The organism is Streptomyces sp. NPDC087845, from assembly GCF_044742755.1.
Classification (GTDB): Bacteria; Actinomycetota; Actinomycetes; order Streptomycetales; family Streptomycetaceae; genus Streptomyces.
Window position 1 is genome coordinate 1 of the sequence record NZ_JBIUVC010000016.1, and the last position, 24,297, is coordinate 24,297.

Genomic DNA, 24,297 nt, shown 5'->3' on the forward strand with positions numbered 1-24,297 from the left:
CTCCTCGCCATCCGCCTCACCAACCGCATCAACACAACCCTCAACACCCACACCACCATCCACACCCTCTTCCAACACCCCACCATCGCCGACCTTCACGACACGCTGTTCCAAGAAGCTGACGGCGAAATATTCGGTGTACTCACCTACCGGGCCGAGGGCGACCTGCCGCCGATCTTCCTGCTGCCCGCGGCGAACGGGCTGAGCTGGTGCTGGTCCTCGTTGGTGCGTCATCTCCCGGCCGGGCATCCGGTGCATGGCCTGCAGGACCCGAGATTGTCCAGCCATGACGTCGAAGCGCTGACGGTCAAGGAACTCGCGGCCATCCACCTCGCACGGATCAGGGAGATCCGGGGCGATGGCCCATGTGTACTGGTGGGCTGGTCATTCGGAGGCACCGTCGCCCAGCAGTTGGCGGTCGAGATGGAGGCGAGCGGAGAAGATCCATCGCTGCTCGTGCTGCTCGACTCCTACCACGGTCCGGATCCGGGCGGCGAACCAACCGCGGCGGAACTCGTCCGCACGGCCCTGGACGGCCTGGCACTACCGTCGGCGAACGCAGCCGAGCTCCCCGGCGGTCATGAGTTGCGGCGAGCATTGACAGAGCTCGAGAGTCCACTCTCGACACTTCCGGATCAAGTCATCGAGAACCTCGTCCTGATCACCAGGGCGAATCACCGCGCCATGGCCGAGCACATACCCCAACCGTCCCGGGTCCCGGTGCTGTTCCTCGACGCCGAGACCGGAGGCGCTTCCCCCGCGTCGCACTTGTGGCGTGACGGCCTTGCGAAGGACCTCGAGAGCCACCAAGTGGGCTTCGACCACCAAGAGATCATGAAGTCGGAGGCGAGCCCGGAAATCGGGTCCCTCATTTCCAGGAAGGTCAACGATGTTGCCTCATAGTCGCTTCACCAGGCGGACGAGAAGCAAGCTTCGCACCTGGGGGTGGATGTACCGATGACCCCGCTGGCCCAATTGCCGCACCCCGGTGTCCTGCGCTCCGCACCGGACACCACGCTCTCCGACCGGTCCCGTGCACGGCTGGTGGGCATCGGCACCGCTGTTCCGCCCACCTCCTATTCCCAGCGCGAGCTTCTGGACATCTTCGAGATCGATGACCCACGTGTGCGGTCGGTATTCCTGAGCAGCGCCATCGAGCGCCGGTTCCTCACCCTGCCGCCGGAAAGTCCCACCGGAGGGCGACTGTTCGAGGAGCAGGGCGCTCTGCTGGCCAAGCACAAGAAGCAGGGAATCGAGGTGGGCGCGCGCGCCGTCCAGGACTGCCTCAAGAACGTGAACGCCGACCTGTCCGACATCGGCTACCTGTGCTGTGTGACCTCTACGGGATTTCTCACCCCGGGATTCAGCGCCCTGCTGATCCGCGAGCTGGATATCGACGGGCACTGCAGCAGGCTGGACGTGGTGGGAATGGGGTGCAACGCCGGCCTCAACGGTCTGAACGCTGTAGCCGGCTGGGCTCGGGCGAACCCGGGTCAGCTCGCGCTCATGGTGTGCGTGGAATCGTGTTCTGCGGCCTATGTGTTCGACGGCACCATGCGCACCTCGGTGGTGAACAGCTTGTTCGGGGACGGGGCGGGCGCGATCGCGGTTATTGCCGAGGACCCGGAACAGCGCCCGGGCCCCGAGGTCTTGAAGTTCACCAGTTGTATCATCCCCGAAGCGATCGATGCGATGCGCTACGACTGGGACGACGAGCAGAGCCGGTTCAGCTTCTTCCTCGATCCGGATGTCCCCTACGTGGTCGGTGCACACGCCGAACTCGTCGTCGACCGGCTGTTGTCCGGCACGGGCCTGAGGCGCAGCGACATTGCGCACTGGACGGTCCACTCGGGGGGCAAGAAGGTCATCGACTCCGTGCGGATCAATCTCGGCCTGACCCCGCACGATGTCCGGCACACCACCGGCGTGCTGCGTGACTACGGGAACCTCTCCAGCGGTTCCTTTCTGTTCTCCTACGACCGGTTGTGCGGCGAGGGGCTGACACGCCGCGGTGAGTACGGAGTCCTCATGACGATGGGCCCTGGCTCCACCATTGAGACAGCCCTCATCCGCTGGTAGTTCCGCCGATCAGAAGGAGCACATCACCATGACCACCACTGACGACATCACCGGCGTCTGTCCGCAGCTTCGGATCGACGGGACGCAGCCGCTGTCGCGTGAACTGATCGCCCGCGTGCAGGCCTTCGCCGACCAGGTCGAGGAAGGCGGGCCGGACAGCATCGCCGTGCTGCACCTGACCGGTAGCACACCGGCCTCCACGCCCGTCGGCGATGTGGATATAGCCCTCGTCAACAAATGGGAACGCACCCTGCGACGGATCGAGCGGCTGTCCGCGACCACCGTTGCTGTCGTGCACGGCGACTGCGGCGGTACCGCGCTGGAGATACTGCTGACCACCGACTGCAGGCTGGGCACGCCCGACGTGCTTCTACGACTGCCGTCGGGATCCGGCCCGGGCTCGGCGTGGCCGGGCATGGCCCTCTACCGACTGGCGAACCAGGTCGGGGTCGCCCGGATCAGGCGGGCCACCCTTTTCGACACGCCGGTGCAGACCACCACCGCGCTGGAGCTGGGACTGCTCGACGAAATCGCGGACGGCCTGGAGGCCGCTGTCGCCATCGCGCTCGCGATCACACCGCGCCAAGGCGCGGACGTGGCCGTCCGGCGACAGCTGCTTCTGGAGGCGACCACCACGACGTTCGAAGAGGCGCTCGGCCGGCACCTCGCTGCCTGCGACCGAGTGCTACGTCGGAGTGGCCATGCGTCCGAGAGCTGACCGGGAAGGCCGGAACGGACCGGACACCCAGTATTCGCGTCCGACAGGAAGGTTGTGACATGACCTCAGACACCATCCTCGATGGTCGTCCCCGGACCGGCGCAGGCGACCTGGACGCGGCCGTTCGAGCTCTCACCGGACACGCGGCCCGTGCCGAGGAGCAGCTCGCATCGCTCCCGGAACCCGTTGAGCGCGACCCGGAGCAACAGGAGAGGGCCGCACGCGCCAAGCTCGCCGTACGACAAGCCCGGCACACCTTCCTCCGCAGACACGTCGAAGCCGTGTACGACGACCTCACCGAGGGCGGGGCGATCCGGCTCCGACTGCACGAACTGGTGCGGGCCGCCGAAGTCAGGTTCCCCGGTGTGCTGCCGAGTGCCGATCGGATGACCGCGGAGCTGAACCGTATCCAGGCCCACAAGGAGGGACTGGAGATCGATCAGGGCCTGTTCCTGCGGGAAGTACTGGGGTCGGTCTCCGCCGGGACCCACCTCATGGACTCGATGCTTCGGCCGACCGAGCGCGCGCTGCGCCTGCTCCCGGAATTCCAGCGCACCGGGTCGATCACTCTGCACTCCGTCCGACTGGAACGAACCGGCCCGGCGGCAGAGCTCACCCTCTGCCGCGACGATTGTCTCAACGCCGAGGACAACCAGCAGGTCGAGGATGTGGAGACCGCGGTCGACCTGGCGCTGCTGGACCCGGCCGTGCGCGTGGGCGTGTTCCGTGGCGGGCCGATGTCACATCCCCGGTACGCGGGTCGCCGGGTGTTCAGCGCGGGCATCAACCTCAAGCGGTTGCACGCGGGCCAGATCTCGTTCGTCGACTTTCTGATGCGCCGGGAGATGGGCTACATCAACAAGTTGGTGCGCGGCATCGTCGTGCCCCACGATGCGTCCTGGCGCAGCCCCGCCATCGAGAAACCGTGGCTGGCCGGAGTCGACACCTTCGCGATCGGTGGCGGGGCGCAACTCCTTCTGGTGTTCGACCGGGTGGTCGCCGGCGCAGACGCATTCTTCAGCCTGCCCGCCGCCCAGGAGGGCATCGTGCCGGGCGCGTCGAATTTCCGGCTGGCCAGGGCGATCGGGAGCCGGGGGGCCCGTCAGATCGTCCTGTGGGGACGCAAGGTGTGGGCCAACGAGCCTGACGGCGGGCTGCTGTTCGACGAGGTGGTCGATCCCGTGGAGCTGGATTCGGCGCTGCGGAACGGAATCGACCGGCTGGACAACACCGCGGTCGTGACCAACCGCCGGATGCTGAACCTGGCGGAGGAACCGCCGGACACGTTTCGCGCGTACATGGCGGAATTCGCGCTGCAGCAGGCACTGCGCCTCTACAGCGAGGACGTCCTCGGCAAGGTCGGCAAGTTCGCAGCGGGCGCGGTGGCGAAGTGAGCCGAGCGCAGCGCCTTCGGGGACGGTACAACGAGGCCGGCGACGCGAGTGCCGGGACAAGGTGATCCATGGATCCGGGAGTATCCGGCCTTTCCTCCCGGGCCCGAGGGGAGGTAGCGATCGTGGCCCGGGCGGATCGGTGAGCCTTTTCCAACCTCGGGTTGAGGCGTGGTGAAGGACGAGGACGGCCGTCACGATTGCCGGTAATGAGGTCGGCGCCGCAGCGGAGCTTTCGGCGGAGACGCCAGCCCTTGAGGGTGGCCGAAGTCGGCCGCAGACCGCATCATCGACCAGCTCGTTCTGGTCGGCCGACCCCTTCCAGGCAACCGCAACGACCGCAAGGCATGGGAGGAATCCGGGGCCAGGCCGCCGTCGGCAAGACCATGACGATCGCCGACGGCGGCTACCTGAGGGCTGTCCCGTAATCTCTGGCGGGCGTGTGACGACAGCTGCGGCACCTCGCCGCGTTGTCGGAATGCCCGAGAACATTCATTATTCGGGCGTCCCTCCGCCTTGCGATGCACCGCATCCGACGCCGCACGCCGATTCACCAGGGATTATGGGACAGCCCCTGGGCACCGGACTCGTGATGCCGCACCGCCGCCGGTCCGGCGAGGAACTCCCCGAGTGGAAGCAGCAGCACGACCGCTCGCACAAACAGGTTCGTGCACGCGTCGAGCACGCATTCGCCCGCTTGAAGACCTGGAAGATCCTCCGCGACTGCCGCCTCAAAGGCGACGGGCGGTGGCAGAGTATTCAAATGCGAATTGATACTTCCAGAAGCGACCGATCAGTAGAAGGTTCTGCCCGGGCCGCCGGACGGGGACTGTCGATTATCACTCCGCTTAATTCGTAGTTCATCCGAACGAGGCACGTAGTGTCCAGGAGTGAGGCATGGGCCATCGAGGCCGTGGACCGGCGCGGCTGGGCGGTGCACGTCAGGGACGGACGCTCACCGCCCGGCTGTCAACGGGTGCTCAACGAGCCTCCCAGCGAGGCTCGCGCTTCTCGGCGAAAGCAAGTGGGCCTTCGAGCGCGTCCTGGCTGTGCATGCGCCGTTCTTCCCAGGGGTAGCGGGTCGCGAATGCCGACTCCAGCGGCATGGTCGCGGACTTCGTGGCCGCTTCCTTCATGGCCCGGACGGAGAGCGGTGCACAGCGCAAGATGTCGGCCACCCAGCCGTCGACGCAGTCGTCGAGATCCTTGACGGGGACCACCTCGTTGACGAGGCCGAGTTCGAAGGCGCGCTGTGCGTCCATCGGACGACCGGTCAGCAGATGCCCCATCGCCGTCTTCCACGGCAACTGCCGGGTGAGCCGGAAGACTCCGCCCGCCCCCGCCATCAGACCGAGTTTGGCTTCAGGCAGTGCAAAGGTCGCGCCGACGGAGGCAATGACGATGTCGCAGGCGAGAGCAAGTTCGAAGCCGCCACCCATGGCGTACCCCTGTACCTTGGCGACGACCGGCTTGGCCAGATCGAACCGCTCCGTCAATCGTGGCCAGCCCGCCTTTCCGCGGCTGCCGAATGTGGCCGTGCTCGCGGTTCCCTCGCGGACCCGGTCGGCCGCTTCCTTCAAGTCCTGACCGACGGAGAAAGCGCGGGTTCCAGCGCCGGAGAGAACGGCCACCCATAGATCGTCGTCGGTTTCAAAGTCGTCCCATATCTCGGCGAGTTCCTCATGCATGCGTAAGTCCATTGCATTGAGGACCTCGGGCCTGTCGAGTGTTATTCGGGCAAGGTGACCATTCTTCTCGTAACGCACCCTTGATCTAGGCTTCATGGAGGGATCGTAATATGATCGGCAAGCAATTTTGGGTCAATCGTCGAGCCGAAGCTGATGGGCTTTCGGCTCGTTGACCGGGTGTGATCGAGGGCAGGGACGAGCAGCGTCTGTCGCCCGCTGCGCAGGGGGATCTGCGGCTGTGCGTGGTCGTGGCGCCGGAGTCGGGGTGGGTGTCGACGCACGGCCGGACTGTGGAGATGCTCGGCTTCGGTGGGAACCTGGTGACGGGCCTTCCGGGCCGGTGGCGAGCCGGCGCTTCCGACGGCCGAGGGCGAATCGTGGGCGGGCAGGCGAGAGTTGCCCGCGGCTTCACGCCGCGGGCCGCCCGCCCGCTGCTCCTGCCGGCGGCAGTCGGCTCAGGTGCGGACCTGCAAGGGAGAAGTAGCCGGCCATCGCAGCCGGGTCGAAGGCGGAGAAGGCCGAGCTGGTCCGGCGGATCAGCTCGACCTGCGCTCGGATGCCGAAGGTGTTGCAACAGGATGCTCATCTGTCCGTGAACGGATGATTCCCAAGGTGAACGGCAAGCTTCGTCGTCTTGGTATTCCGACCGTGGCGGACCGGGTGGTCCAGGCGTCCTTGAAACTGGTGCTGGAGCCGGTGTTCGAAGCGGAGTTCCTGCCGTGTTCCTATGGGTTCCGCCCGAACCGCCGGGCTCATGACGCGATCGCTGAGACTCGCTATCTCGCCAGCCATGGATATGAGTGGGTGGTGGAGGGCGACATCACGGCGTGCTTCGACGTGATCTCGCACCCGGCTCTTATGGAACGGGTGAGGAATCGAATCGGGGACAAGCGGGTGCTGTCCTTGGTGAAGGCGTTCTTGAAGTCTGGGATCCTGTCCCGGGACGGAGCCTTCACGGACACACGCACTGGGGACCCCGCAGGGCGGAATCCTGTCGCCGCTGCTGGCCAACATCGCGCTCTCGGTCCTGGACGAGCACATCGCCCAGGCCCCGGATCCTGCGTCTTCGCAGGTGGCGGCGGTTGCGCCGGGAACTGATGGTGGTCTACCACGCCGAGCCCGGTTCGGCCTCGGCGCACGCCCTGGTCCGGCTCGGCACCGTGCAGCCGAATGACGCTGCGCCCGGCAGACGACGTGCGCGGCGCCGGAACACGATCCGGGACCGCCACGAGAGGTCCCCTCCAGGGTCGTGCGCGGTACCCGCGTGGCCGGGCGCGCGGCCGGGCTTACGGGACCTGGTAGCCGGCGGCGCGGAACAGCTCGTACCACTCGGGGCGGGTGAGCGGGATGTCCGAGCCGAGGGCGGCAGCGGTCACGCGCTCGGGCGTGGTGGTACCGAGTACGACCTGCATCTGTGCGGGGTGACGCGTGATCCACGCGACGGCGATCGCCTCGCCGGGCACTCCGTACTTCTCGGACAGGCGGTCGATCACCGCGTTCAGCTCGGGGTAGCGGTCCGAGCCGAGGAACGGTCCGTCGAAGAACCCGGCCTGGAACGGCGACCACGCCTGCACCGTGATGTCGTTGAGTCGGCAGTAGTCCACGATCCCGCCGTCACGGACGATCGACTGGTCCGTGCCCTGCATGTTGGCGGTGATGCCCTGAGCGATGACCGGCGCGTGCGTGATCGACAGCTGCAGCTGGTTGGCGACGATCGGCTGTGCCAGGTACTTGCGGAGCAGCTCGATCTGGTGCGGCGTCTGGTTGGAGACGCCGAACGCACGAACCTTGCCGGCGGTGGACAGCTCGTCGAAGGCGCGGGCGACCTCCTCGGGTTCGACGAGCGCGTCGGGGCGGTGCAGCAGCAGGATGTCGAGGTAGTCGGTGCCGAGCGCCTCCAGCGAGCCGTTCACCGAGGCGACGAGGTGCTCGTACGAGAAGTCGAAGTAGGGGCCGTCCTTGACGATGCCGGCCTTCGACTGGATGACGAACTGCTCGCGCTCCGAAGAGGACAGCTTGAGCGCCTCGGCGAAGCGGCGCTCGCAGCCGTGTACCCCGGTGCCGTAGATGTCGGCGTGGTCGAGGAAGGTGATGCCGGCGTCGCGTGCCGTGCTGACAAGGGTGCGCACCTCCTCGTCCGTCTTGTCCTGGATGCGCATCAGGCCCAGGACGACGTTGGGCACCACCATGTCGGTGCCGGGCAGGCGAAAGTTCTTCATGAGTCACTCCTCGGGAAAAGGACGCGGTCAAGACCGTCTAAGCGGATGCTATCGCCGCAGGTGCACGTCCGGCCGGGGCCGTGTGGCGCGGGGACGTGCAGGGCGGCCTCAGTAGCGGGCGCCGGCGACCTGTCGAGTGAGGGCGTCCAGGAGGGGGAGAGCATCCGGGTCCAGCTCGACGTCCAGCGCTCCGGCGTTCTGCTCGACCCGCGTGACGCGCTTGGTGCCGGGGGGAAGGGGGAGGGGATCGACCGGGCCCGCGGGGGAGTCCATCCGCTTGATCCCCGGGTGTGGACGGCGGGGCGTACCCCGTCAGGGCTGGGCCGGTGTTCCGCGGTGCTTCACCCGTCAGTTCCAGCAGATGATTGAGGACGGCCAGGACCCCTCCATGCCCGAGCAGTACGGCTGGCGCTTCCTGCGTGCCGCCTACCCCCTGCTCACCACCGCCCGTGCCCAAGAGACCGCGCAGCACGTCCTGATGCGGGAGGCCATCATGAAGACCAGCGGGCTTGCCGAACGGCTGCGCGCCGCACAGGACGCTCTGCGCGAGAGCCTATCGGCGCCCACCCCGACCAGCGAAGAACGACCTCCCGGACCACGCGTCGCGCAGCCACCGCACCGCCGCGCAGGGCCGGGCCGTGTTCGCCGACCGGCAGGAAGCCCGCGCCACGCCATGGCACGCACCATCACGGCCCCGACCACCGCACTACCGCTCGCGCCGGCGCATGACGTAGCGAAAGCCGACGCCGACGGCCCGCAGCGGGCGCCGCAGGGGCGCGGACGACCCATGCGTGCGCGCAGGGAATGCTGTTCACGAACATCCTGACGAGTCGTCACCACGTGGGGCCCGGCCGGCCCCACGTGGTGAAGCGTTGTTACACAACGGTCATTGAGTGCCTCCGAGCGCCCCCGGAATACTTCAAGTCCACGGGGCCGCACGAGTATTCGAGAGCGCCCCATGCGGGCCGGGCGTCGCCCGCCCGATTCACTCCTGAGCAGGGGCAATCTTGCGTAAACGATCAAAACAGGCGCATGCCGTCGTGGCCGCGGCCGCCGTCGTCCTGACGGCGGGCATGACCGGCCCGGCATCGGCGAGGACCAGCGGCCCGGACCCGGCATTCCCGGTCGCTGCCAAGGACACGGGGACGGTCGGCAAGGCCGTGCGCACCGTCACCCTGATCACCGGTGACCGGGTCCTCGTGGACTCCCGTGGCAGGGTCGGCGGTATCCAGCGGGCGAAGGGCAGACAGGACATTCCCTTCTTCACCCGGACCTACGACGGCCGTACCTATGTGATGCCGCGTGATGCCCGGCGGCTGATCGCCGACGGCACGCTGGACCAGCGGCTGTTCGACATCACCGGACTCACCGAACCGGAGAGTCTCAAGGCCAACCGGGCCGGCCTCAAGGTGATCGTCGGCTACCGGGGGTCGGCGGCCGGGGCCGCCCGCGCCGAGGTGCGTTCCTCCGACGGCACCACCGTCCGCCGGACCCTGTCGGCCCTCGACGCCGACGCCGTCACCAGCACCACCGACAGCGCGGGTTCCCTGTGGGACGCGCTGACCCGTCGGCGGGGCGACGGGTCGGCGGCCACGACCTCCGGCATCGCGCGAATCTGGCTGGACGGCGTACGGAAGGCGTCGCTCGACCGCAGCACCGGCCAGATCGGCGCTCCGGCGGCCTGGGCCCGCTCCTACGACGGCACCGGTGTGAAGATCGCCGTCGTGGACACCGGAATCGACGCCACCCACCCGGACCTGACGGGCCGGGTGGTGGCGGAACGGAACTTCAGCGGCTCCCCGGACGCCCGGGACCGGGTCGGACACGGCACGCACGTGGCCTCCATCGCCGCCGGTACGGGGGCCAAGGACGCCCGGTTCAAGGGCGTGGCGCCCGGGGCCCGGCTGATCAACGCCAAGGTGCTGGACGATCAGGGCAACGGTGACGACTCCAGCGTCCTGGCGGGGGTCGACTGGGCCGTCGCCCAGGGGGCCGACATCATCAATATGAGCCTGGGCAGCCCCGACACCCCGGGGACCGACCCTCTGGAAGCCCAGGTCGACAAGCTCTCCGCGGAGAAGGGCGTCCTGTTCGCGGTGGCCGCGGGCAACAACGGGCCGGGCCCAGGCACGGTCGCATCCCCCGGCAGTGCCGACGCGGCGCTGACGGTCGGTGCCGTCGACGACGACGACCTGATCGCCGACTTCTCCAGCGTCGGGCCCCGCACCGGGGACGGCGCCGTCAAGCCCGACATCACCGCACCGGGCGTGGAGATCACGGCGGCAGCGGCGAGCGGCACCCCGGACCAGAACCCTCCCGGATACGTCAGCAAGAGCGGCACGTCGATGGCGACCCCGCACGTCGCGGGCGCCGCGGCGATCCTCAAGCAGAAGAACCCCACCTGGACGGGCGCACAGATCAAGGCGGCCCTGACGGGCTCGGCCAAGGGCGGCACCCACTCGGTCTTCCAGCAGGGGGCGGGCCGGCTCGCCGTCGACAAGGCGATCGACCAGACGGTCGTCTCCGAACCGGCCTCGGTCGCCCTGGGTAGCCAGCAGTGGCCCCACACCGACGACACACCCGTCGCCAAGCAGGTGAGGTACCGGAACAGCGGCACCACCGACGTGACGCTGGACCTGTCGCTGGAGGCGCCCACCGGCGGGGACGAGAAGCCCGCCCCGGCCGGGTTCTTCACCCTCGGGGCACAGCGGATCACGATCCCGGCCGGCGGTACCGCCGCCGTGGACCTGACGGCCGACACCCGGCTCGGCGGTACGGTCGACGGCTCGTACTCGGTCACGGTCGTCGCATCCGGAGGCGGCCGGAGCGTGCGCACCGCGGCATCGGTGGAGCGCGAGGCCGAGTCGTACGACGTCACCTTCAACACCGTCGGACGGGACGGTGCGGCCAGTACCAACTGGCAGGCCGACCTGAAGGGCTACGACGGGTCCGCCACGGGCCGTCGGTTCTTCCCGGACCTGTCGTCGGGCTCCACCACGGTCCGACTGCCGCGAGGTACCTACAGTCTCGCCGCCGACATGCTGGTCGACCCCACTGCCCCGGGCAAGGGCGTCGACCTGATCAACAACCCGCGGTTCTCGGTGACCGGTCCCACCACCGTCACCCTCGACGCCCGGACCACCCGGCCCGTCGACTTCGAGGTGCCGGACGCGGCCGCACGCTATACGCGCGCCGGAATGATGTACACCGTGAGCACACCCGAGACCCTCATCATCGAGGGGGGCGAGTTCGGCAGCTTCGACCATCTGCGCACCGCGTACCAGGGACCCGAGATGGACGACGGCGTCCTCGCCCAGCAGTGGTCCGCGCACTGGCAGCGGGGCAGCAACGAGTACAACGTCCTCACCGGCGGCCCGGTCAAGGAACTGGCCACCGGATACAGCAAGACCTACAAGCCCGGGGACATGGCCCTGGTGAAGGCGAAGGTCGGATCGTCCGTACCCGGCCTCGACGGCGCCCTCGCGGCGCACGGCGTACTGGACTACGGAGGCGGCGTCGACGCCCCCTACACCGTGCAGCCGGCACCGGGAACGCGCAACGTGTATCTGTCCACGGCCGACGGGGCCGCCTGGAACATCGTCGCGGGAGTACTGGGCGGGGCGGATCCCTCGGGCCAGCGGAACTTCGAAGCGCTCTACGGCCTCGACGAGCCGCGGCGGTACAAGGCGGGGGAGACGTACACCGAGACCTACAACGTCGGCGCACCGGGGCCGCGGATGAACGCGAACGAGGGGATCGTGCGCGACGGCGACACCATCTTCGGTTCGCTGCCGCTGGTCAGTGACGGGGCGGGCCATTTCGGGATCGCCCGGTACTCGGGTGCGAGCACCACCGTCCACCGCAACGGTGAGCTGTTCGTGAAGAAGGACGTCGCCATCGACCAGGAGCCCTTCGCGCTGCCGTCGGAACCCGCCACGTACACGGTGTCGACCACGATCCACCGGAACCCGGAGTTCAACCGTACCGGGACCCGGATCGACGCCTCGTGGACCTTCGACTCGGCCCGCACCGAGAGCCCGACCATGCTCCCGGTCTCCACGGTCCGCTTCCTGCCGCGGCTCGCGCTGGACTCCACCGTTCCGGCAGGCGGCAAGCAGACCGTCCCCGTCGAGGTGCAAGGCGCGGCGGCCGGCGCCAACCTGAAGACCCTGCGGGTCCTGGTGTCGTACGACGACACGACGTGGCTGCCCGTCCCGGTCACGGCGGACAGGATCACGGTGAAGGCCCCGGCGAAGGGCAAGGCGATCTCGCTGAAGGCCGTCGTCACGGACAAGGACGACAACGAATCGACGGTCACCATCCACAACGCCTTCTTCGGCAGGTGAGGCGAGACCCGGGCCGACAACCAGGGGCGCCGCGCAACCGGATGAGAGACCGACGGGCGGAGCACGGCCCCGGGTGAGCCGGGACGAGCGGCCCGCCGGAACCGATGTTCCGGCGGGCCGCTCTTTCCCGTGCCGCCGCCACCAGGGGTCGGTGCGGGAACGACGTCGGCTCGTCCGCACGATACGGAGGCCGGCTCCTCGACCGGTGCCGGGCCAGGCGCCCGCCCGCCGCCACGGCTCAGCGTGTCGGCACCCGGACCGGTCGAACGGGGCAGTCGGCCGGGGCGAGGCGCCCGTCCTGCCCGACCAGGGTCACGGACACAGCCCCCTGCGCATGCGCCGCGAACGCGGCCGTGCAGACGATCTGGCCGCGGGCGGCGGCGGTCAGCCCTTTCACCCGCATACGCAGCATGACCTCGACGGTGCGGTCACCCATGACGATCCGGTTCGCGGTGGACGCCGCACGAGACAGCGAAGCGGCATTGTGGAACCCGGCCCGCCGTTCGGCCTTTTCCGGTCCGGCGAGCAGGGCGGTGACGGCCGCGAGTGGCGAGGGGGACTCGCTCATCCCCGCGCCCGGCGGAGACGAACCGCCGAGGCCGTCCCGTCCGGGCGACTCGTCCGGACGGGACGACGCGTCATCCGACCCGGCGGAGCCCGCGGTTCCGTTCTGCCACGGTGCTTCGACGGTTCGTGGCACGGGCAGCAGTTCGTCGTCGGGGGAGAGGAAGAACAACAGCATCCGTTCCTCGCGCGGGGGAAGCAGATCGGCGACAACCGGCCTGCCGGCCTCGATCACGGCGGTCTCCTGGATGCCACAGCCCACGGGCGGGCCCCCGGCGAGCATCAGCAGCGCGGCGAGTCGGACCGTCCGACGCCCACGGAACGGCGACTTCTTCACGCGATGGTCTCCGTCCGGTCGCGGCTCTCCGCCGGCCCCGTGCCACCGTGCGCGCGTGACGGACCGTCCGGCGCGCCGCTCCCGGACGTGGGCCCGTCGAAGGGCAGCTCCACGGTGAACAGGGCGCCGCCGCCGGCCGCGTTCCGCGCGTGGACCGTACCGCCGTGCAGTTGCACGTTCTCCTTGGTGATCGCGAGCCCGAGGCCGCTGCCCGACGAGCGGGAACGCGCGGCGTCCGCCTTGTAGAAGCGGTCGAAGATGTGCGGCAGAACGTCCGGTGGGATCCCGGGGCCGCTGTCGTGCACCTCGGTGATCAGCGCGTCCCCGCGTGCCGACAGCCGCACGGTGACCGGTTCGGCACCATGGCGCAGGGCGTTGCCGACCAGGTTGGCCACGATGACGTCGAAGCGGCGCGTGTCGAGGCGGATACGCAGGCCGTCGGGGAGCTCGGCGCGGACCCGGCCGAGCCACTGCCTGCCGGACAGGGTGTTGCGTACGGCCTCCGCCGCGTCCACCTCATCGGTGTTGAGTTCCGCCGCGCGGGCGTCGAAACGGGAGATCTCCATCAGATCCTCCACCAGCACGGCGAATTTGCCGGTCTCGGCGCTGATCAGGCGCACCGCCCGAGCGGTGTTCGGGGCGAGCGTCCCGGCTTCCTCGTCCACCACGTCCGTGACGGCGAGCATACCGGCGAGCGGGGTGCGCAACTCGTGCGAGACGTCCGAGGCGAAGCGCCGGGCCCGTGCTCCGGCTTCCCGCAACTCCTCCACGGAGCGTTCGAGGCGGGCCGCCGACTCGTTGAACGTCCTGGCCAGGTCGGCCATCTCGTCCCGGCCGCGTACGGTGATACGTGTGTCGAGCTGCCCGCCGCCCATGGAGTGTGCGGCACGCCGCAGTTCACGGACGGGGCGCAGCACGCTGCGCGCCGCGAGCAGTGCGGGCACCAGGGCCACGGCCAGCCCCGGCAGGGCGCCGTCGCGGGCAGCGGTCACCAGGGAGTCGATGTCCACGTCCTCGTTCGTCATGGGCATCACGGCGAAGAGAACCAGGCCGCTCGGCACCGCGGCGCCACCGGCGACGACCCGGGTCATCACCGGCATCCCGATGGTCAGATACGCGTTCCCGTCCTTGATGACCCGCTCGAAGCTGCCGTGTGCCGAGGTGAGCGTGGTGCGGCGCAGTTCCGGGGTGAGAACACCGGAGACAGGCCGGTCACCCGAGGAGACGCGCAACGAACCGTACTCGGCGAAGACGATCCACGGATGTGGTTTGGCGCGCGCCGCGATGTCGTACAGGTCCCACCGCAGCGCATCCGGATCCAGGGGCAGGCGGGGGACGAACTGCTCGACCTCCTCGCGGAAGGAGGTGACGGCCGTGTCCTGCGCACGCACGAGAACCGCGTTGCGCGCCTGCCGATAGGTCAACGCGGCGGTCGTGACGGCGCTGACAGCGGCCACCAGCAGGAACGCGATCACCAGCCGGGTGCGCAGCCCGAACGCGGCGGCCGCGCCGGGCATCCTCACAGCGGACCGAAGCGGTAGCCGTAGCCCCGCAGGGTCTGAATGTAGCGAGGGTCGCGGGACGGATCCTCGATCTTGGCGCGCAGTCGGCGCACACAGGCGTCCACCAGGCGGATGTCGCTGTGGAAACTGTGATCCCAGACCTCCTTCAGGAGCCGCTGCCGGCTGAAGACCTGTTCCGGTACCGCGGACAGGTGCAGCAACAGCTTCAGTTCGGAGGGCGCGAGGGCGACCGGGTCGCCCGACCTGAGGACGGCGTGACCGGCGCGGTCGATGTCGAGTTCACCGTGGTGCTCGACGGCGGGCCTTGCGTCGATCGGGCTCTCGGCGCGGCGCAGCACGGCACGTATGCGGGCCTCGATAACCTCGGTGCGGGCGGGCTTGACGATGTAGTCGTCCGCGCCGGCCTCCAGGCCGACGACGATGTCGAGGTCGTCGCCGCGCGCGGTCAGCATGATGATCGGTAACTGGCTGGTCTCGCGTACCCGGAAGCACACCTGGACGCCGCTCATCGCGGGGAGCATCAGGTCGAGCAGCAGGATGTCGGGGCGAAAGGCACCCAGCGCCTCAAGGCCCGCCTCGCCGGTCACGGCGGCGTGGACCTCGTGCCCGCGCTGGCACAGCCCGATCTCGACGCCCTCGCGCACGGAGGGGTCGTCTTCGACGAGGAGGACGCGTGGCATGGCGGTGTCTCCGGGATCGTGGGAAGTGGTGGGTCGTCAGGGTTTCGGCGACCGGGGGAGGGGGAGGAACCGGCGAGCGGATGACCGCGTGTGCGACGGCCCGCGTGCTGTGTGTCGTCCGACATCCCGAGTCAGTGGTCCGGGCGCGGACCTGCCCGGTGCGGCAGCGCGTCCGGCCCGGTCGGCCGCGGAAGCCGTGTCGGCCGTGCGAACGCGGCGGCGACCGCCACCGACGCGTCGGTGGCCCCGGCGAACGGCTCTCCCGGCTCTGCCCCGTCCGGCGCGCGGGAGACCAGGAGCATGAGATCGCGACGGGGCATGTCGTACTCCAGGAGGTGGGGCAGCGGTGGCTCCCCATACTCTCAGGCGTGCGCGAGGCGATGCCGGGCGGTCAGTTGTCCCGGAAGAGACCAGGCGACTCTGTGACCTGCCACGATGAGTGACTTAAGGCAGCTGACCTGCGTGAATGACCTTTCAGCTGTTTCACGTTCGTTCCGGTTGATGGAGCCGGAAGTCCCAGAAAAGCCCCAGAGGACTCCCACTGCTGTCGGATGCCCTTTCGGGACGTGCTGCTGCAGCACGGCACACCTGTCGCGCTGACCGACTACGCCTACCTGCCGACCGCCGTCGCCGGTGCCGTGGTGGTTTTCCTCATCAAGCTGAGTGAGGAGTCCTGGAGCCGGCTGTTCACCGCGCTCGACGCCGCGGTTATCGGGTTCTGGGCGATCACCGGTGTGAACAAGACGCTGGCCGTCGGCTCGGGCTGGCTGCCGGCCGTCCTGCTGGGCACCGTGACCGCCGCCGGCGGCGGCGCCCTGCGCGATGTCGTCCTCGGTCGGGTGCCGGCTGTCTTCGGCGGTGACGGTCTGTACGCCACCGCCGCCGTTGCGGTCGCCGGAGTCACGGTGATCTGCGTGTACCTCGGCGTGCCGGGGATCGGCGTCGGCCTGGGCGTCACCCTGGCCCTGGCCTTCCGGCTCACCGCGCTGGAACCTGCCCAACAGCCCGGACTGGCAGCCCCGGTCGAAGGTGGCTGCGACGCAGCGGCGCCGCACCGATCCCGCTGACCGAAACGGGAAAGAAGAGCAGTCCCACCCGCGCAAGGAGCCATCGTGACCGACTGTACCCATGCCGTGCTGTCCGGCCTCGCCGAAATCCGCTCAGATCTCGAGGACCTCTACCGGGATCTGCACAGGAATCCCGAACTCGGCCTGCGGGAGCACCGCACGGCGAGGAAGGCATCCGACGCCTTGCGGGACTTCGGTTATGAGGTCACCGAGGGCATTGGTGGCACCGGCGTGATCGGCGTGCTGGCCAACGGCGACGGACCTACCGTCATGGCCCGCGCGGACATGGACGCCCTCCCGGTACGCGAGCAGACCGGTCTGCCCTACGCCTCCACCGTGACCCTGACCGGTTCGGACGGCACCGAGCAGCCGGTCATGCACGCCTGCGGGCACGATGTGCACGTGACCGCTCTCATCGGCTGCGCACGGCTGATGGCTCAGGCCAAGGACGCCTGGCGCGGTACGTTCGTGGCGCTCTTCCAGCCTTCGGAGGAGAACGGCGACGGCGCACACGCCATGATCGACGACGGGCTCACAGCAAAGGCACCCCAGCCCGACGTGGTGCTCGCCCAACACGTCCTGCCCTATCCGGCCGGCTACGTCGGCACCCGTCCGGGACCCTTCCTGTCGGCCGCGGACAACCTGCGCATCACCGTCCACGGTCGAGGGGCGCACAGCTCCATGCCCCAGGCCGCGGTCGACCCCGTGGTGATGGCCGCCATGATCGTCGTGCGCCTGCAGACCATCGTCTCCCGAGAACTCGCCGCCACCACCCCCGCCGTTGTCACCGTGAGCAGCATCCACGCCGGCAGCGGCCCCAACGTCATCCCCGACAACGCCGTCATCCAGCTCAACGTCCGTACCTGCGACGATGCCACGCGCACCCAGGTCCTGAAGGCGATCGAACGCATCGTCCGGACCGAGTGCGAGGCGTCCGGGTCGCCGAAGGCACCCGAGATCGAGAAGACGGCCGCCTTCCCGCCCACCGTCAACGATGAGGAAGCTACCCGGCGCGTCGCTGAGGCGTTCGCCGCCCACTTCGGCCACGACGCACACACCATCGACCTGCAGACCGCCAGCGAGGACATGAGCGAGATCCCCCAAGCGTTCGGCGCGCCATTCACCTACTGGGGCATCGGAGGCATCGACGCCGACCTGTACGCCGAGGCCGCCAAGAACGGCACCATCGCCCAGGACGTCCCGGTCAACCACAGCCCGACCTTCGCCCCCGTCATCCAACCCACCCTGGATACCGGCGTCAGCGCCATGTTGGTGGCCGCCCTCGCCTGGTTCGGCAACTGACACAACTCAGCCAGCATCTCCGGTGAGCCGTGGCGGAGGCGGTCGCTATCTGTCGGAGCCGGCCGCCGGCGTTGCGGCCCCGGAAGGTGGTGCCGTGCCAGTCCAGGCACGCTGCCCGGGGTTGTCGAAGCGGGATCGGTGGTGAGCCGGTGACGAGGTGCGGGGCGTGCGGTGCGAGCCGCCGTACGCCCTGCCGTCCGTCGTGGAAGGCCGGGTGCCGGTGCTGACGAGGTACAGGCATGAGCAGTCCGCCCGGCGGAGTCAGCATGCAACAGCCGTGACGCTCGTTTGACGCCCGGGTGCCAACCATCCCCTTCTCTACCCGCGAGAAACCAGGTCTGACCTGCGTATTCTTGCGTTCTCGCCGATCGTGACATCTTTCCGATGACGCACCATGTGGAGTGCGTTGCCATCCTGGAGCCTGCTGAGAAGGGCGCCTGACCTGTGGTTCGTGCGCGCGCATGATGTGCGGTGCGGGCGTTACGGGCGAGGGGCGGTCTGCGTCGTCGGCACGGTCAGAGCGGAGAGCAGCGCCAGGTCGGCCTGTTCGAGGCTGTCCAGCAGGGTGATCCGGTCGGCCTCGGCGATCGGCACGGTGGAGGGCACGGCCACCACCGAGCAGCCGGCGGCGTGCGCGGAGGCGACCCCGGTCGGAGTGTCCTCGACGGCCACGCAGACCGAAGGGTCCAGCCCGAGTCGATCAGCGGCGGCCAGGTACGGGGCGGGGTCGGGCTTGGTGCGCTCGGTGTCCTCGGCGGCGAGGGTGACGGTGAACCAGTGATCGCCGAGGCTGCCGAGGACCAGGTCTACTACGCGGCGGGGGGAGGCCGAGACCAGTGCGGTAGGCACGGCGGCGTCGCGCAGTTCGGCGAGCAGTGCCAGCGCGCCGGGCCGGGGGAGAACCTCGGCGGCGACCTTGCTGCTGAACGCGTCGCTGAGGAGTCCGGCCAGGGTATCCGCAGTGAAGCTGGTCCGGGTCATGCGGTACAGATGGGCGGCGGTGTGGTCGATGGCGCGGCCGAGTACCTCGGGCAGGTCCTCCTCGGTGAGGGTGTGGCCGAGGCCGGCGGCGAGTTCGGCGGTGACCTGGAGCCAGAGATGCTCGGTGTCGACCAGCGTGCCGTCCATGTCGAACAGGACGGCGGCGGGGAGTGCAGGCACGGTGGTCCTACCTTTTTGGTCGTGGGGCGGCTGATCGCTTGTAAGGTCGGTGGCCCCGGGGGGTCTGTCGCCGGCATCGTGGAGCCGATGGAGTGGCTCAAGGATCACGGCTGCTCGGAGCCCCGCGACGACTCGACCGGAAGTGAGGGCAGCGCCCCGGTGCGGTCCGGACCGAGGGCGGGTACGGACGGATGGCCTGCCAGGAAACTTGCTCCGACGGCTCTTTGACAGGATTGCCCGGTCTCCGGATACCGCGGCACTCCCGTGGGGGAGATCCCACCAGCACGTTGCGGACGGGGAAGGCGGTCCCTCCCGGAGGGCGTCGGTCAGTCACCCGTCCGGGGTCTCAGCCGGAGAGTGAGGATCTGGAACGGGCGGAGTGCCAAGTGCATCCCTCGGCCGTCCACTTGTACGACGTCCACGTTCTCGCACGGGTCGAGTTCGCGTTCCAGCAGATCGGTCTCGGCCGCTGACGCCAGCGGGAAGCCGGCGGTCAGGACGGTTCGGGCGCGTCCGCCGTGGGCCTCGTAGAGGCGTACGACGATGTCGCCGGAACGATCGTCGGCAAGTTTGACCGTCTCGACGACGACGGCCTCGTTGTCCGTGGTGACGAGTGGTTGGACCTCGGCCGAGCCGGGGAGGCTGCGCTCCGCCTGGTTGAGTGCGTAGCCCTCGCGGACGGCGTCGGCGATGTCGGCGCCGATGACGAACCCGTAGCGCAGGCGGTGGTGGCCCTGGTCGGCATCCGGGTCGGGGAAGCGGGGAGCGCGGAGCAGGGTGAGCCGGACGGTGGTGGTGGTGCCGCCGTCGGCGCGGACGTCTCGGGTGACCTCGTGCCCGTAGGTCGAGTCGTTGACCACGGCCGCGCCCCACCCCCGTTCGCCGAGGTGCAGGAAGCGGTGGGCGCAGATCTCGAACTTGGCGGCGTCCCAGCTGGTGTTGGTGTGGGTGGGGCGCCGGACGTGTCCGAAGGGGATCTCCGCACTGGAGTGGTCGGCGCGTACGTCGATCGGGAAGGAGGCCTTGAGGAGCTTCTCCTTCTCGTGCCAGTCGATCTCGGTGTCGATGTCCAGACGTCGGGAGTCTTCGGACAGGGAGACGAGCTGTTCGATGCGGGAGTCACCGAAGGTCCGCACGATCCGGACACCGCCTTCCTCCGCCCCGACCGAGTCGGCGTCGAGGAGGTTGTGAACGGTGTTGCGGTAGAAAGCGTCGATGTCCCAGGCGTCGTACTCGTTGGGGAAGTCCTGGTGCAGCTGGAGGAGGTTGGCGGCGCCGGGAGCCAGCGCTTCGCGTTCGGCCGCGATGTCGTACGCCGAGGTCACCAGGCCCTGGGCATCGATCCGGACGCGGACCAGGCCGTTGTCCAGCACGAAACCGTCCCCGCAGGGGACCGGGGCGACGGGTCTGCCCGGCGGCCGGGTCCGCAGCGTGGCGCCGAGGGCCGGGACACCGTCGCGGGCGAACGGAGCGGCGTTGAAGACCACGGGCAGGTTGCCTTCACCGGCCAGGGCGCGCTGGACGGCGTCCGTGATCGCGCACAGCTCGGCGGTGACGGCGGCGTAGGTCTGCTCCGCCTCCCGGTGCACCCAGGCGATGGAGGAGCCGGGCAGGATGTCGTGGAACTGGTGCAGAAGGACTGTCTTCCACAGCCGGTCCAGGGCCTGGTACGGGTACGCGAATCCGGCGCGCACGGCGGCGGTCGCCGACCACAGCTCCGCCTCTCGCAGCAGGTGCTCACTGCGCCGGTTGCCCTGCTTGGTCCTCAGCTGGCTGGTCAGCGTTCCGCGGTGGAACTCCAGGTACAGCTCGCCCTGCCATACCGGCGCGTCGGGGTATTCGGCATGTGCCCGCTCGAAGAAGTCCGCGGGGCTCTCGATGACAACCCTGGCCGAGCCCTCCAGGTCGACGAGACGCTCGGCCCGGGCCAGCATCTCCCGGGTGGGGCCGCCGCCGCCGTCTCCGTAGCCGAACGGGAGCAGCGAGCTGTTGGCTGCCTCCTTGTCCTGGAAGTTGCCGACAGCGTGGGCGAGCTCGGCGCCGGTGATCTCGGCGTTGTAGGTGTCGACCGGCGGGAAGTGGCTGAAGATCCTGGTGCCGTCGATGCCCTCCCACCAGAAGGTGTGGTGCGGGAACTTGTTGGTGGTGTTCCAGGAGATCTTCTGGGTGAGGAACCACCGGACCCCGGCCAGCTTCATCAGCTGCGGCATGGCCGCGTTGTAGCCGAAGGTGTCGGGCAGCCACATCTCCTCGGTCTCGACGCCGAACTCGTCGAGGTAGAAGCGCTTTCCATGGATCAGCTGCCGGGCGAGGGCCTCGCCGCCGGTGATGTTGGTGTCGGGTTCCACCCACAGGCTGCCGACGGGGAGGAACTGCCCCTTCTTCGCCTTCTCCTGGACCCGGCCGTAGACCTCGGGGCGGTGCTCCTTGAGCCAGGCCAGCTGCTGGGCCTGGGACATGGCGAAGAGGAAGCCCGGGTGGTCGTCCATGAGATGGGTGACGTTGGAGAGCGTCCTGGCGACCTTGCGGACGGTCTCGCGCAGCGGCCACAGCCAGGCGGTGTCGATGTGGGCGTGCCCGACGGCGGACATGCGGTGGGCGCCGCCGGCCGCGGGGGCGGCGAATGCGGGGCGCAGCACCTCGCGGGCGGCGGCGGCGCTGCCGGCGATGTCCTGCAGGTCGACTGCGTCGAGGGCCCGCTCGATGGTGTGCAGGAGCTGCCAGCGGCGCGGGTCTGCCTCGGGCAGTTCGCGCATGAGCCCCCCGAGGACGTCCAGGTCGTGGACGAGTTCCCACACCTGCGCGTCGAAGACCGCCAACTCCAGCCGGAGCAGCTGGTACAAGGGTGCGCTCTCGGAGCCGGCCCCCGTCATCCAGGAGGGCCGGTCGCCGGTTCGGGACGGGATGTGGTCATCGACCAGGTTGGGGTTGGCGGCGGCCTCGACGTAGTAGGTGAAATCCTCGCCGCCGACCGCCGGATCGGCGACCGGAATATAGGCGTTGCGGGGGTTGAGGGCTTTCACCACGCTGCCGTCCGCCCGGTAGACCAGGCCCTCGGCGGAGAAGCCCGCGCCGGTGACGTCGAAGCCGAGGTCGATGACCGCCTCGACCCGCAGGCCGGCCCACCCCTCCGGAACCCTGCCGCTGATCCTGAACCAGCTCGTGGACCAGGGCGGCCCCCACCGGTGTCCGAGCGCCACTAGTTCGTACGGTGCGGCCAGGCCGTCGGACACGGGGACCGGTTCACCCGGCACGTTCCAGATCGCGATCTCGACCGGGACGGGACGGGTGTGGACCGCGGGCCGGATGCGCTGGTTCAGCACCCGGTCGAGCCGCTGCTCGGTGAGACGTCGCTTGCTGTGCATGGATTCCTCTGTCGTCGGTTCGGCGTGGCCGGTCGGTCCACCGGCTGAGGCGTACCGACCGGTGTCGCGGACGTCAGTCCTCGAGGGGGCCCAGATCTGGAGTGTCCCGCAGTTCCACCGTGCGGGTGGTGGAGCTGTGCAGTTCGAGGACCGTGATCTCGTTCCGGCCGGCATTCAGGATCGGTGCGGGGACGTAGAGAGTGGTCTGCGGTCCTCGGGACCAGTACCGGCCGAGTGCGAAGCCGTTGATCCAGACGTTGCCCTTGGTCCAGCCGTCCAGGGCGATGTAGCCGTCGGCCGGCTGCTCGATGTCCAGGTGCCCACGGTGGAACGTGGGGCCGACCGGGGGCGAGGCGGGATCGAACGTGGTGAAGGACAGCCGGGCCAGATCGTCGAGAGGCAGCGGCCTGCTGTACCAGCCTTCCGGGGCCGGCGCGTTGACGGTGACCTCGCCGAGCAGCCCCTTGCGGTCGTGCATGCCCTGCCCGTAGTTGACCCTGCCCCGGTTCTCCACCAGCACGGTCAACTGCGCGCCGCGCCGGGGGGTGTGGAAGGCGAGGGTGTGCTCATGGCTCTCGCGTTCCAGGACGCCGACCGGCTGGCCGTCGATGAAGACCTGGGCGCGATCGTGCACCTCGGCGATGCGGAGGACGGCCGGCCCGGCCGCCGGGAGCGCCGTCTCGTACAGGATGAATCCGAAGGACTGGCCGAGCTGCTCCATGATCTGCGGGCGGTCGGCGTACACCGCGCTGCCGAGCCGCTCGCGCTGGTCCAGGAGGCTTGCACATGCGGTGAGTTCGGCGACGGCCGGGGCAAGCTTGGGCGCGGGAGCGGGTACCGGCTCCTCGGGGACGGGCGCGTATCGGGCGATGACCTCGCGGAAGGCGGCGTATTTGGGGGCGGGATCGCCGGCTTCGTCCAGAGGCGCGTCGTAGTCGTACGACGTGACGCTGCTGCGGTACGTGCCCTTGTCGTTGGCGCCGTTGGTGAAACCGAAGTTGGTACCGCCGTGGAACATGTAGATGTTGACCGAGGCACCGGCCGCGAGCAGCCGGTCGAGGTCCGCCGAGGCGTCGGCCGCGCTGCGGGTGACGTGCGTGCCGCCCCAGCGGTCGAACCAGCCGATCCAGAACTCGCTGCACATCAGCGGCCCGGACGGCTGATGCGTGCGCAGTTCGGCGAGCCCGGCGTCCACCCTGCTGCCGAGATTGACAGTGCGCAGAACGCCGTCGAGGCCGCCGCGCTCCAGGTCGGAGGGCTGGTCGCACGTGAACAGCGGCACGTCGATTCCGTGCCGGTGCAGCAGCTCCGCAAGACTCTCCAGGTAGCCGGAGTCGTCGCCGTACGCGCCGTATTCGTTCTCCAGTTGCACGGCGAGGATCGGTCCGCCACGCGTGGAGAGGTAAGGAAGGACGGGCGGCAGCAGGGCGCCGAGGTAGTCGTCCACCGCCTTCAGGTAGCGGGGGTCGCGACTGCGCAGTTCGATGTCCTCGTCGGCGAGCAGCCAGGAGGGCAGGCCGCCGCCCTCCCACTCGGCGCAGATGTACGGGCCGGGGCGGAGCAGCACGTGCAGGTCTTCGGCGGCGGCCTGATCGAGGAATCGGGGAAGATCGAGACCTGCGTCCAGCCGGAACTCACCCGGATGGGGCGAGTGGAGGTTCCATGGGACGTAGGTCTCGATCGTGTTCAGTCCCATCAGGCGCGCCTTGCGAAGCCGATCGGCCCACTGTTCCGGATGGATCCGGAAGTAGTGCAGCCCGCCGGAGATGATCCGCAGCGGTCGGTCGTCGAGACGGAAGCCGTCTGCGGCAACCTCGAGTCGTGGCATGGCCGTGGTCTCCTCGATGATGGAACTGA

The 24,297-nt window shown here is 69.1% G+C and carries 18 protein-coding genes and 3 pseudogenes; 11 read left to right on the forward strand and 10 right to left on the reverse strand.

From position 1 onward, the window contains the following. From ACIOMQ_RS31880 to ACIOMQ_RS31905, 6 genes and pseudogenes are all read left to right on the forward strand, one after another. Nucleotides 1-903, forward strand: a 903-nt coding sequence (locus tag ACIOMQ_RS31880; protein ID WP_362211447.1) for an alpha/beta fold hydrolase, incomplete at its 5' end; no start/stop codon positions are given. Between the two features lie 54 nt (nt 904-957). Further along, nucleotides 958-2,079, forward strand: a complete 1,122-nt coding sequence (gene dpgA, locus ACIOMQ_RS31885) for a 3,5-dihydroxyphenylacetyl-CoA synthase DpgA (protein WP_362211444.1) — start codon at nt 958-960, stop codon at nt 2,077-2,079. A 28-nt stretch (nt 2,080-2,107) separates the two neighbouring features. After that, nucleotides 2,108-2,797, forward strand: a complete 690-nt coding sequence (gene dpgB, locus ACIOMQ_RS31890) for an enoyl-CoA-hydratase DpgB (protein WP_362211440.1) — start codon at nt 2,108-2,110, stop codon at nt 2,795-2,797. 59 nt (nt 2,798-2,856) lie between these two features. Then, the gene (gene dpgC / locus ACIOMQ_RS31895; protein ID WP_401270357.1) at nt 2,857-4,191 is read left to right on the forward strand and encodes a (3,5-dihydroxyphenyl)acetyl-CoA 1,2-dioxygenase DpgC; all 1,335 of its coding nucleotides are present in this window, start codon (nt 2,857-2,859) and stop codon (nt 4,189-4,191) included. Between the two features lie 294 nt (nt 4,192-4,485). Beyond that, nucleotides 4,486-4,603: pseudogene (locus ACIOMQ_RS31900) on the forward strand (IS5/IS1182 family transposase); the annotation flags it as partial. A 162-nt stretch (nt 4,604-4,765) separates the two neighbouring features. Continuing rightward, nucleotides 4,766-4,933, forward strand: a pseudogene (locus ACIOMQ_RS31905) (transposase family protein); the annotation flags it as partial. Nucleotides 4,934-5,168: 235 nt separating this feature from the next. Here ACIOMQ_RS31905 and dpgD read toward each other — a convergent pair. After that, complete coding sequence (gene dpgD / locus ACIOMQ_RS31910; RefSeq protein ID WP_362211434.1) at nt 5,169-5,972, reverse strand: enoyl-CoA-hydratase DpgD; 804 nt, start codon at nt 5,970-5,972, stop codon at nt 5,169-5,171. A gap of 504 nt (nt 5,973-6,476) precedes the next feature. Between dpgD and ACIOMQ_RS31915 the strand changes: the two genes are divergently transcribed. After that, a complete protein-coding gene (locus tag ACIOMQ_RS31915) occupies nt 6,477-6,974 on the forward strand; it encodes a reverse transcriptase domain-containing protein (protein WP_402191380.1) in 498 nt (165 codons plus the stop codon). 188 nt (nt 6,975-7,162) lie between these two features. On the opposite strand, the gene ACIOMQ_RS31920 is transcribed toward ACIOMQ_RS31915, so the two are convergent. Continuing rightward, nucleotides 7,163-8,095 carry an aldo/keto reductase family oxidoreductase gene (locus ACIOMQ_RS31920; RefSeq protein ID WP_402191382.1) on the reverse strand — a complete coding sequence of 311 codons (933 nt, stop codon included), beginning with the start codon at nt 8,093-8,095 and terminating at the stop codon, nt 7,163-7,165. Nucleotides 8,096-8,203: 108 nt separating this feature from the next. Then, nucleotides 8,204-8,368 carry a hypothetical protein gene (locus tag ACIOMQ_RS31925; RefSeq protein WP_402128543.1) on the reverse strand — a complete coding sequence of 55 codons (165 nt, stop codon included), beginning with the start codon at nt 8,366-8,368 and terminating at the stop codon, nt 8,204-8,206. A 64-nt stretch (nt 8,369-8,432) separates the two neighbouring features. On the opposite strand from ACIOMQ_RS31925, the pseudogene ACIOMQ_RS31930 reads away from it, so the two are divergent. Both ACIOMQ_RS31930 and ACIOMQ_RS31935 read left to right on the forward strand, forming a co-directional pair. Further along, nucleotides 8,433-8,651: pseudogene (locus ACIOMQ_RS31930) on the forward strand (hypothetical protein); the annotation flags it as partial. A 451-nt stretch (nt 8,652-9,102) separates the two neighbouring features. After that, the gene (locus tag ACIOMQ_RS31935; protein WP_402191386.1) at nt 9,103-12,441 is read left to right on the forward strand and encodes a S8 family serine peptidase; all 3,339 of its coding nucleotides are present in this window, start codon (nt 9,103-9,105) and stop codon (nt 12,439-12,441) included. Nucleotides 12,442-12,679: 238 nt separating this feature from the next. Here the strand turns inward: ACIOMQ_RS31935 and ACIOMQ_RS31940 are convergent, their stop codons facing one another. The 4 genes from ACIOMQ_RS31940 to ACIOMQ_RS31955 all read right to left on the reverse strand — a co-directional run bounded on the left by ACIOMQ_RS31940 (nt 12,680) and on the right by ACIOMQ_RS31955 (nt 15,865). Next, complete coding sequence (locus ACIOMQ_RS31940; RefSeq protein ID WP_362211419.1) at nt 12,680-13,342, reverse strand: hypothetical protein; 663 nt, start codon at nt 13,340-13,342, stop codon at nt 12,680-12,682. Beyond that, nucleotides 13,339-14,859 (reverse strand): ATP-binding protein, encoded by a 1,521-nt coding sequence (locus ACIOMQ_RS31945; protein ID WP_401270344.1) that lies wholly within the window; start codon nt 14,857-14,859, stop codon nt 13,339-13,341. Before ACIOMQ_RS31945 ends, ACIOMQ_RS31940 begins: the two co-directional genes overlap by 4 nt. A gap of 2 nt (nt 14,860-14,861) precedes the next feature. Beyond that, nucleotides 14,862-15,545 (reverse strand): response regulator transcription factor, encoded by a 684-nt coding sequence (locus tag ACIOMQ_RS31950; RefSeq protein ID WP_362211413.1) that lies wholly within the window; start codon nt 15,543-15,545, stop codon nt 14,862-14,864. A 131-nt stretch (nt 15,546-15,676) separates the two neighbouring features. Further along, nucleotides 15,677-15,865: a hypothetical protein gene (locus ACIOMQ_RS31955; protein ID WP_362211410.1), complete on the reverse strand. Its 189-nt coding sequence runs from the start codon at nt 15,863-15,865 to the stop codon at nt 15,677-15,679. Between the two features lie 231 nt (nt 15,866-16,096). On the opposite strand from ACIOMQ_RS31955, the gene ACIOMQ_RS31960 reads away from it, so the two are divergent. After that, nucleotides 16,097-16,612: a trimeric intracellular cation channel family protein gene (locus tag ACIOMQ_RS31960; RefSeq protein WP_401989134.1), complete on the forward strand. Its 516-nt coding sequence runs from the start codon at nt 16,097-16,099 to the stop codon at nt 16,610-16,612. Nucleotides 16,613-16,657: 45 nt separating this feature from the next. Continuing rightward, a complete protein-coding gene (locus ACIOMQ_RS31965; protein ID WP_401758368.1) occupies nt 16,658-17,914 on the forward strand; it encodes a M20 family metallopeptidase in 1,257 nt (418 codons plus the stop codon). A gap of 480 nt (nt 17,915-18,394) precedes the next feature. Here ACIOMQ_RS31965 and ACIOMQ_RS31970 read toward each other — a convergent pair whose 3' ends face one another. The 3 genes from ACIOMQ_RS31970 to ACIOMQ_RS31980 form a co-directional block, all read right to left on the reverse strand. Beyond that, the gene (locus ACIOMQ_RS31970; RefSeq protein ID WP_401758366.1) at nt 18,395-19,075 is read right to left on the reverse strand and encodes an HAD family hydrolase; all 681 of its coding nucleotides are present in this window, start codon (nt 19,073-19,075) and stop codon (nt 18,395-18,397) included. A gap of 326 nt (nt 19,076-19,401) precedes the next feature. Further along, on the reverse strand, nt 19,402-22,440 hold the full coding sequence (locus tag ACIOMQ_RS31975) for an alpha-mannosidase (RefSeq protein WP_402191390.1): 3,039 nt from the start codon (nt 22,438-22,440) through the stop codon (nt 19,402-19,404). 73 nt (nt 22,441-22,513) lie between these two features. Further along, the gene (locus ACIOMQ_RS31980) at nt 22,514-24,268 is read right to left on the reverse strand and encodes a glycoside hydrolase family 35 protein (RefSeq protein WP_402191393.1); all 1,755 of its coding nucleotides are present in this window, start codon (nt 24,266-24,268) and stop codon (nt 22,514-22,516) included. Between the last annotated feature and the right edge of the window lie 29 nt (nt 24,269-24,297).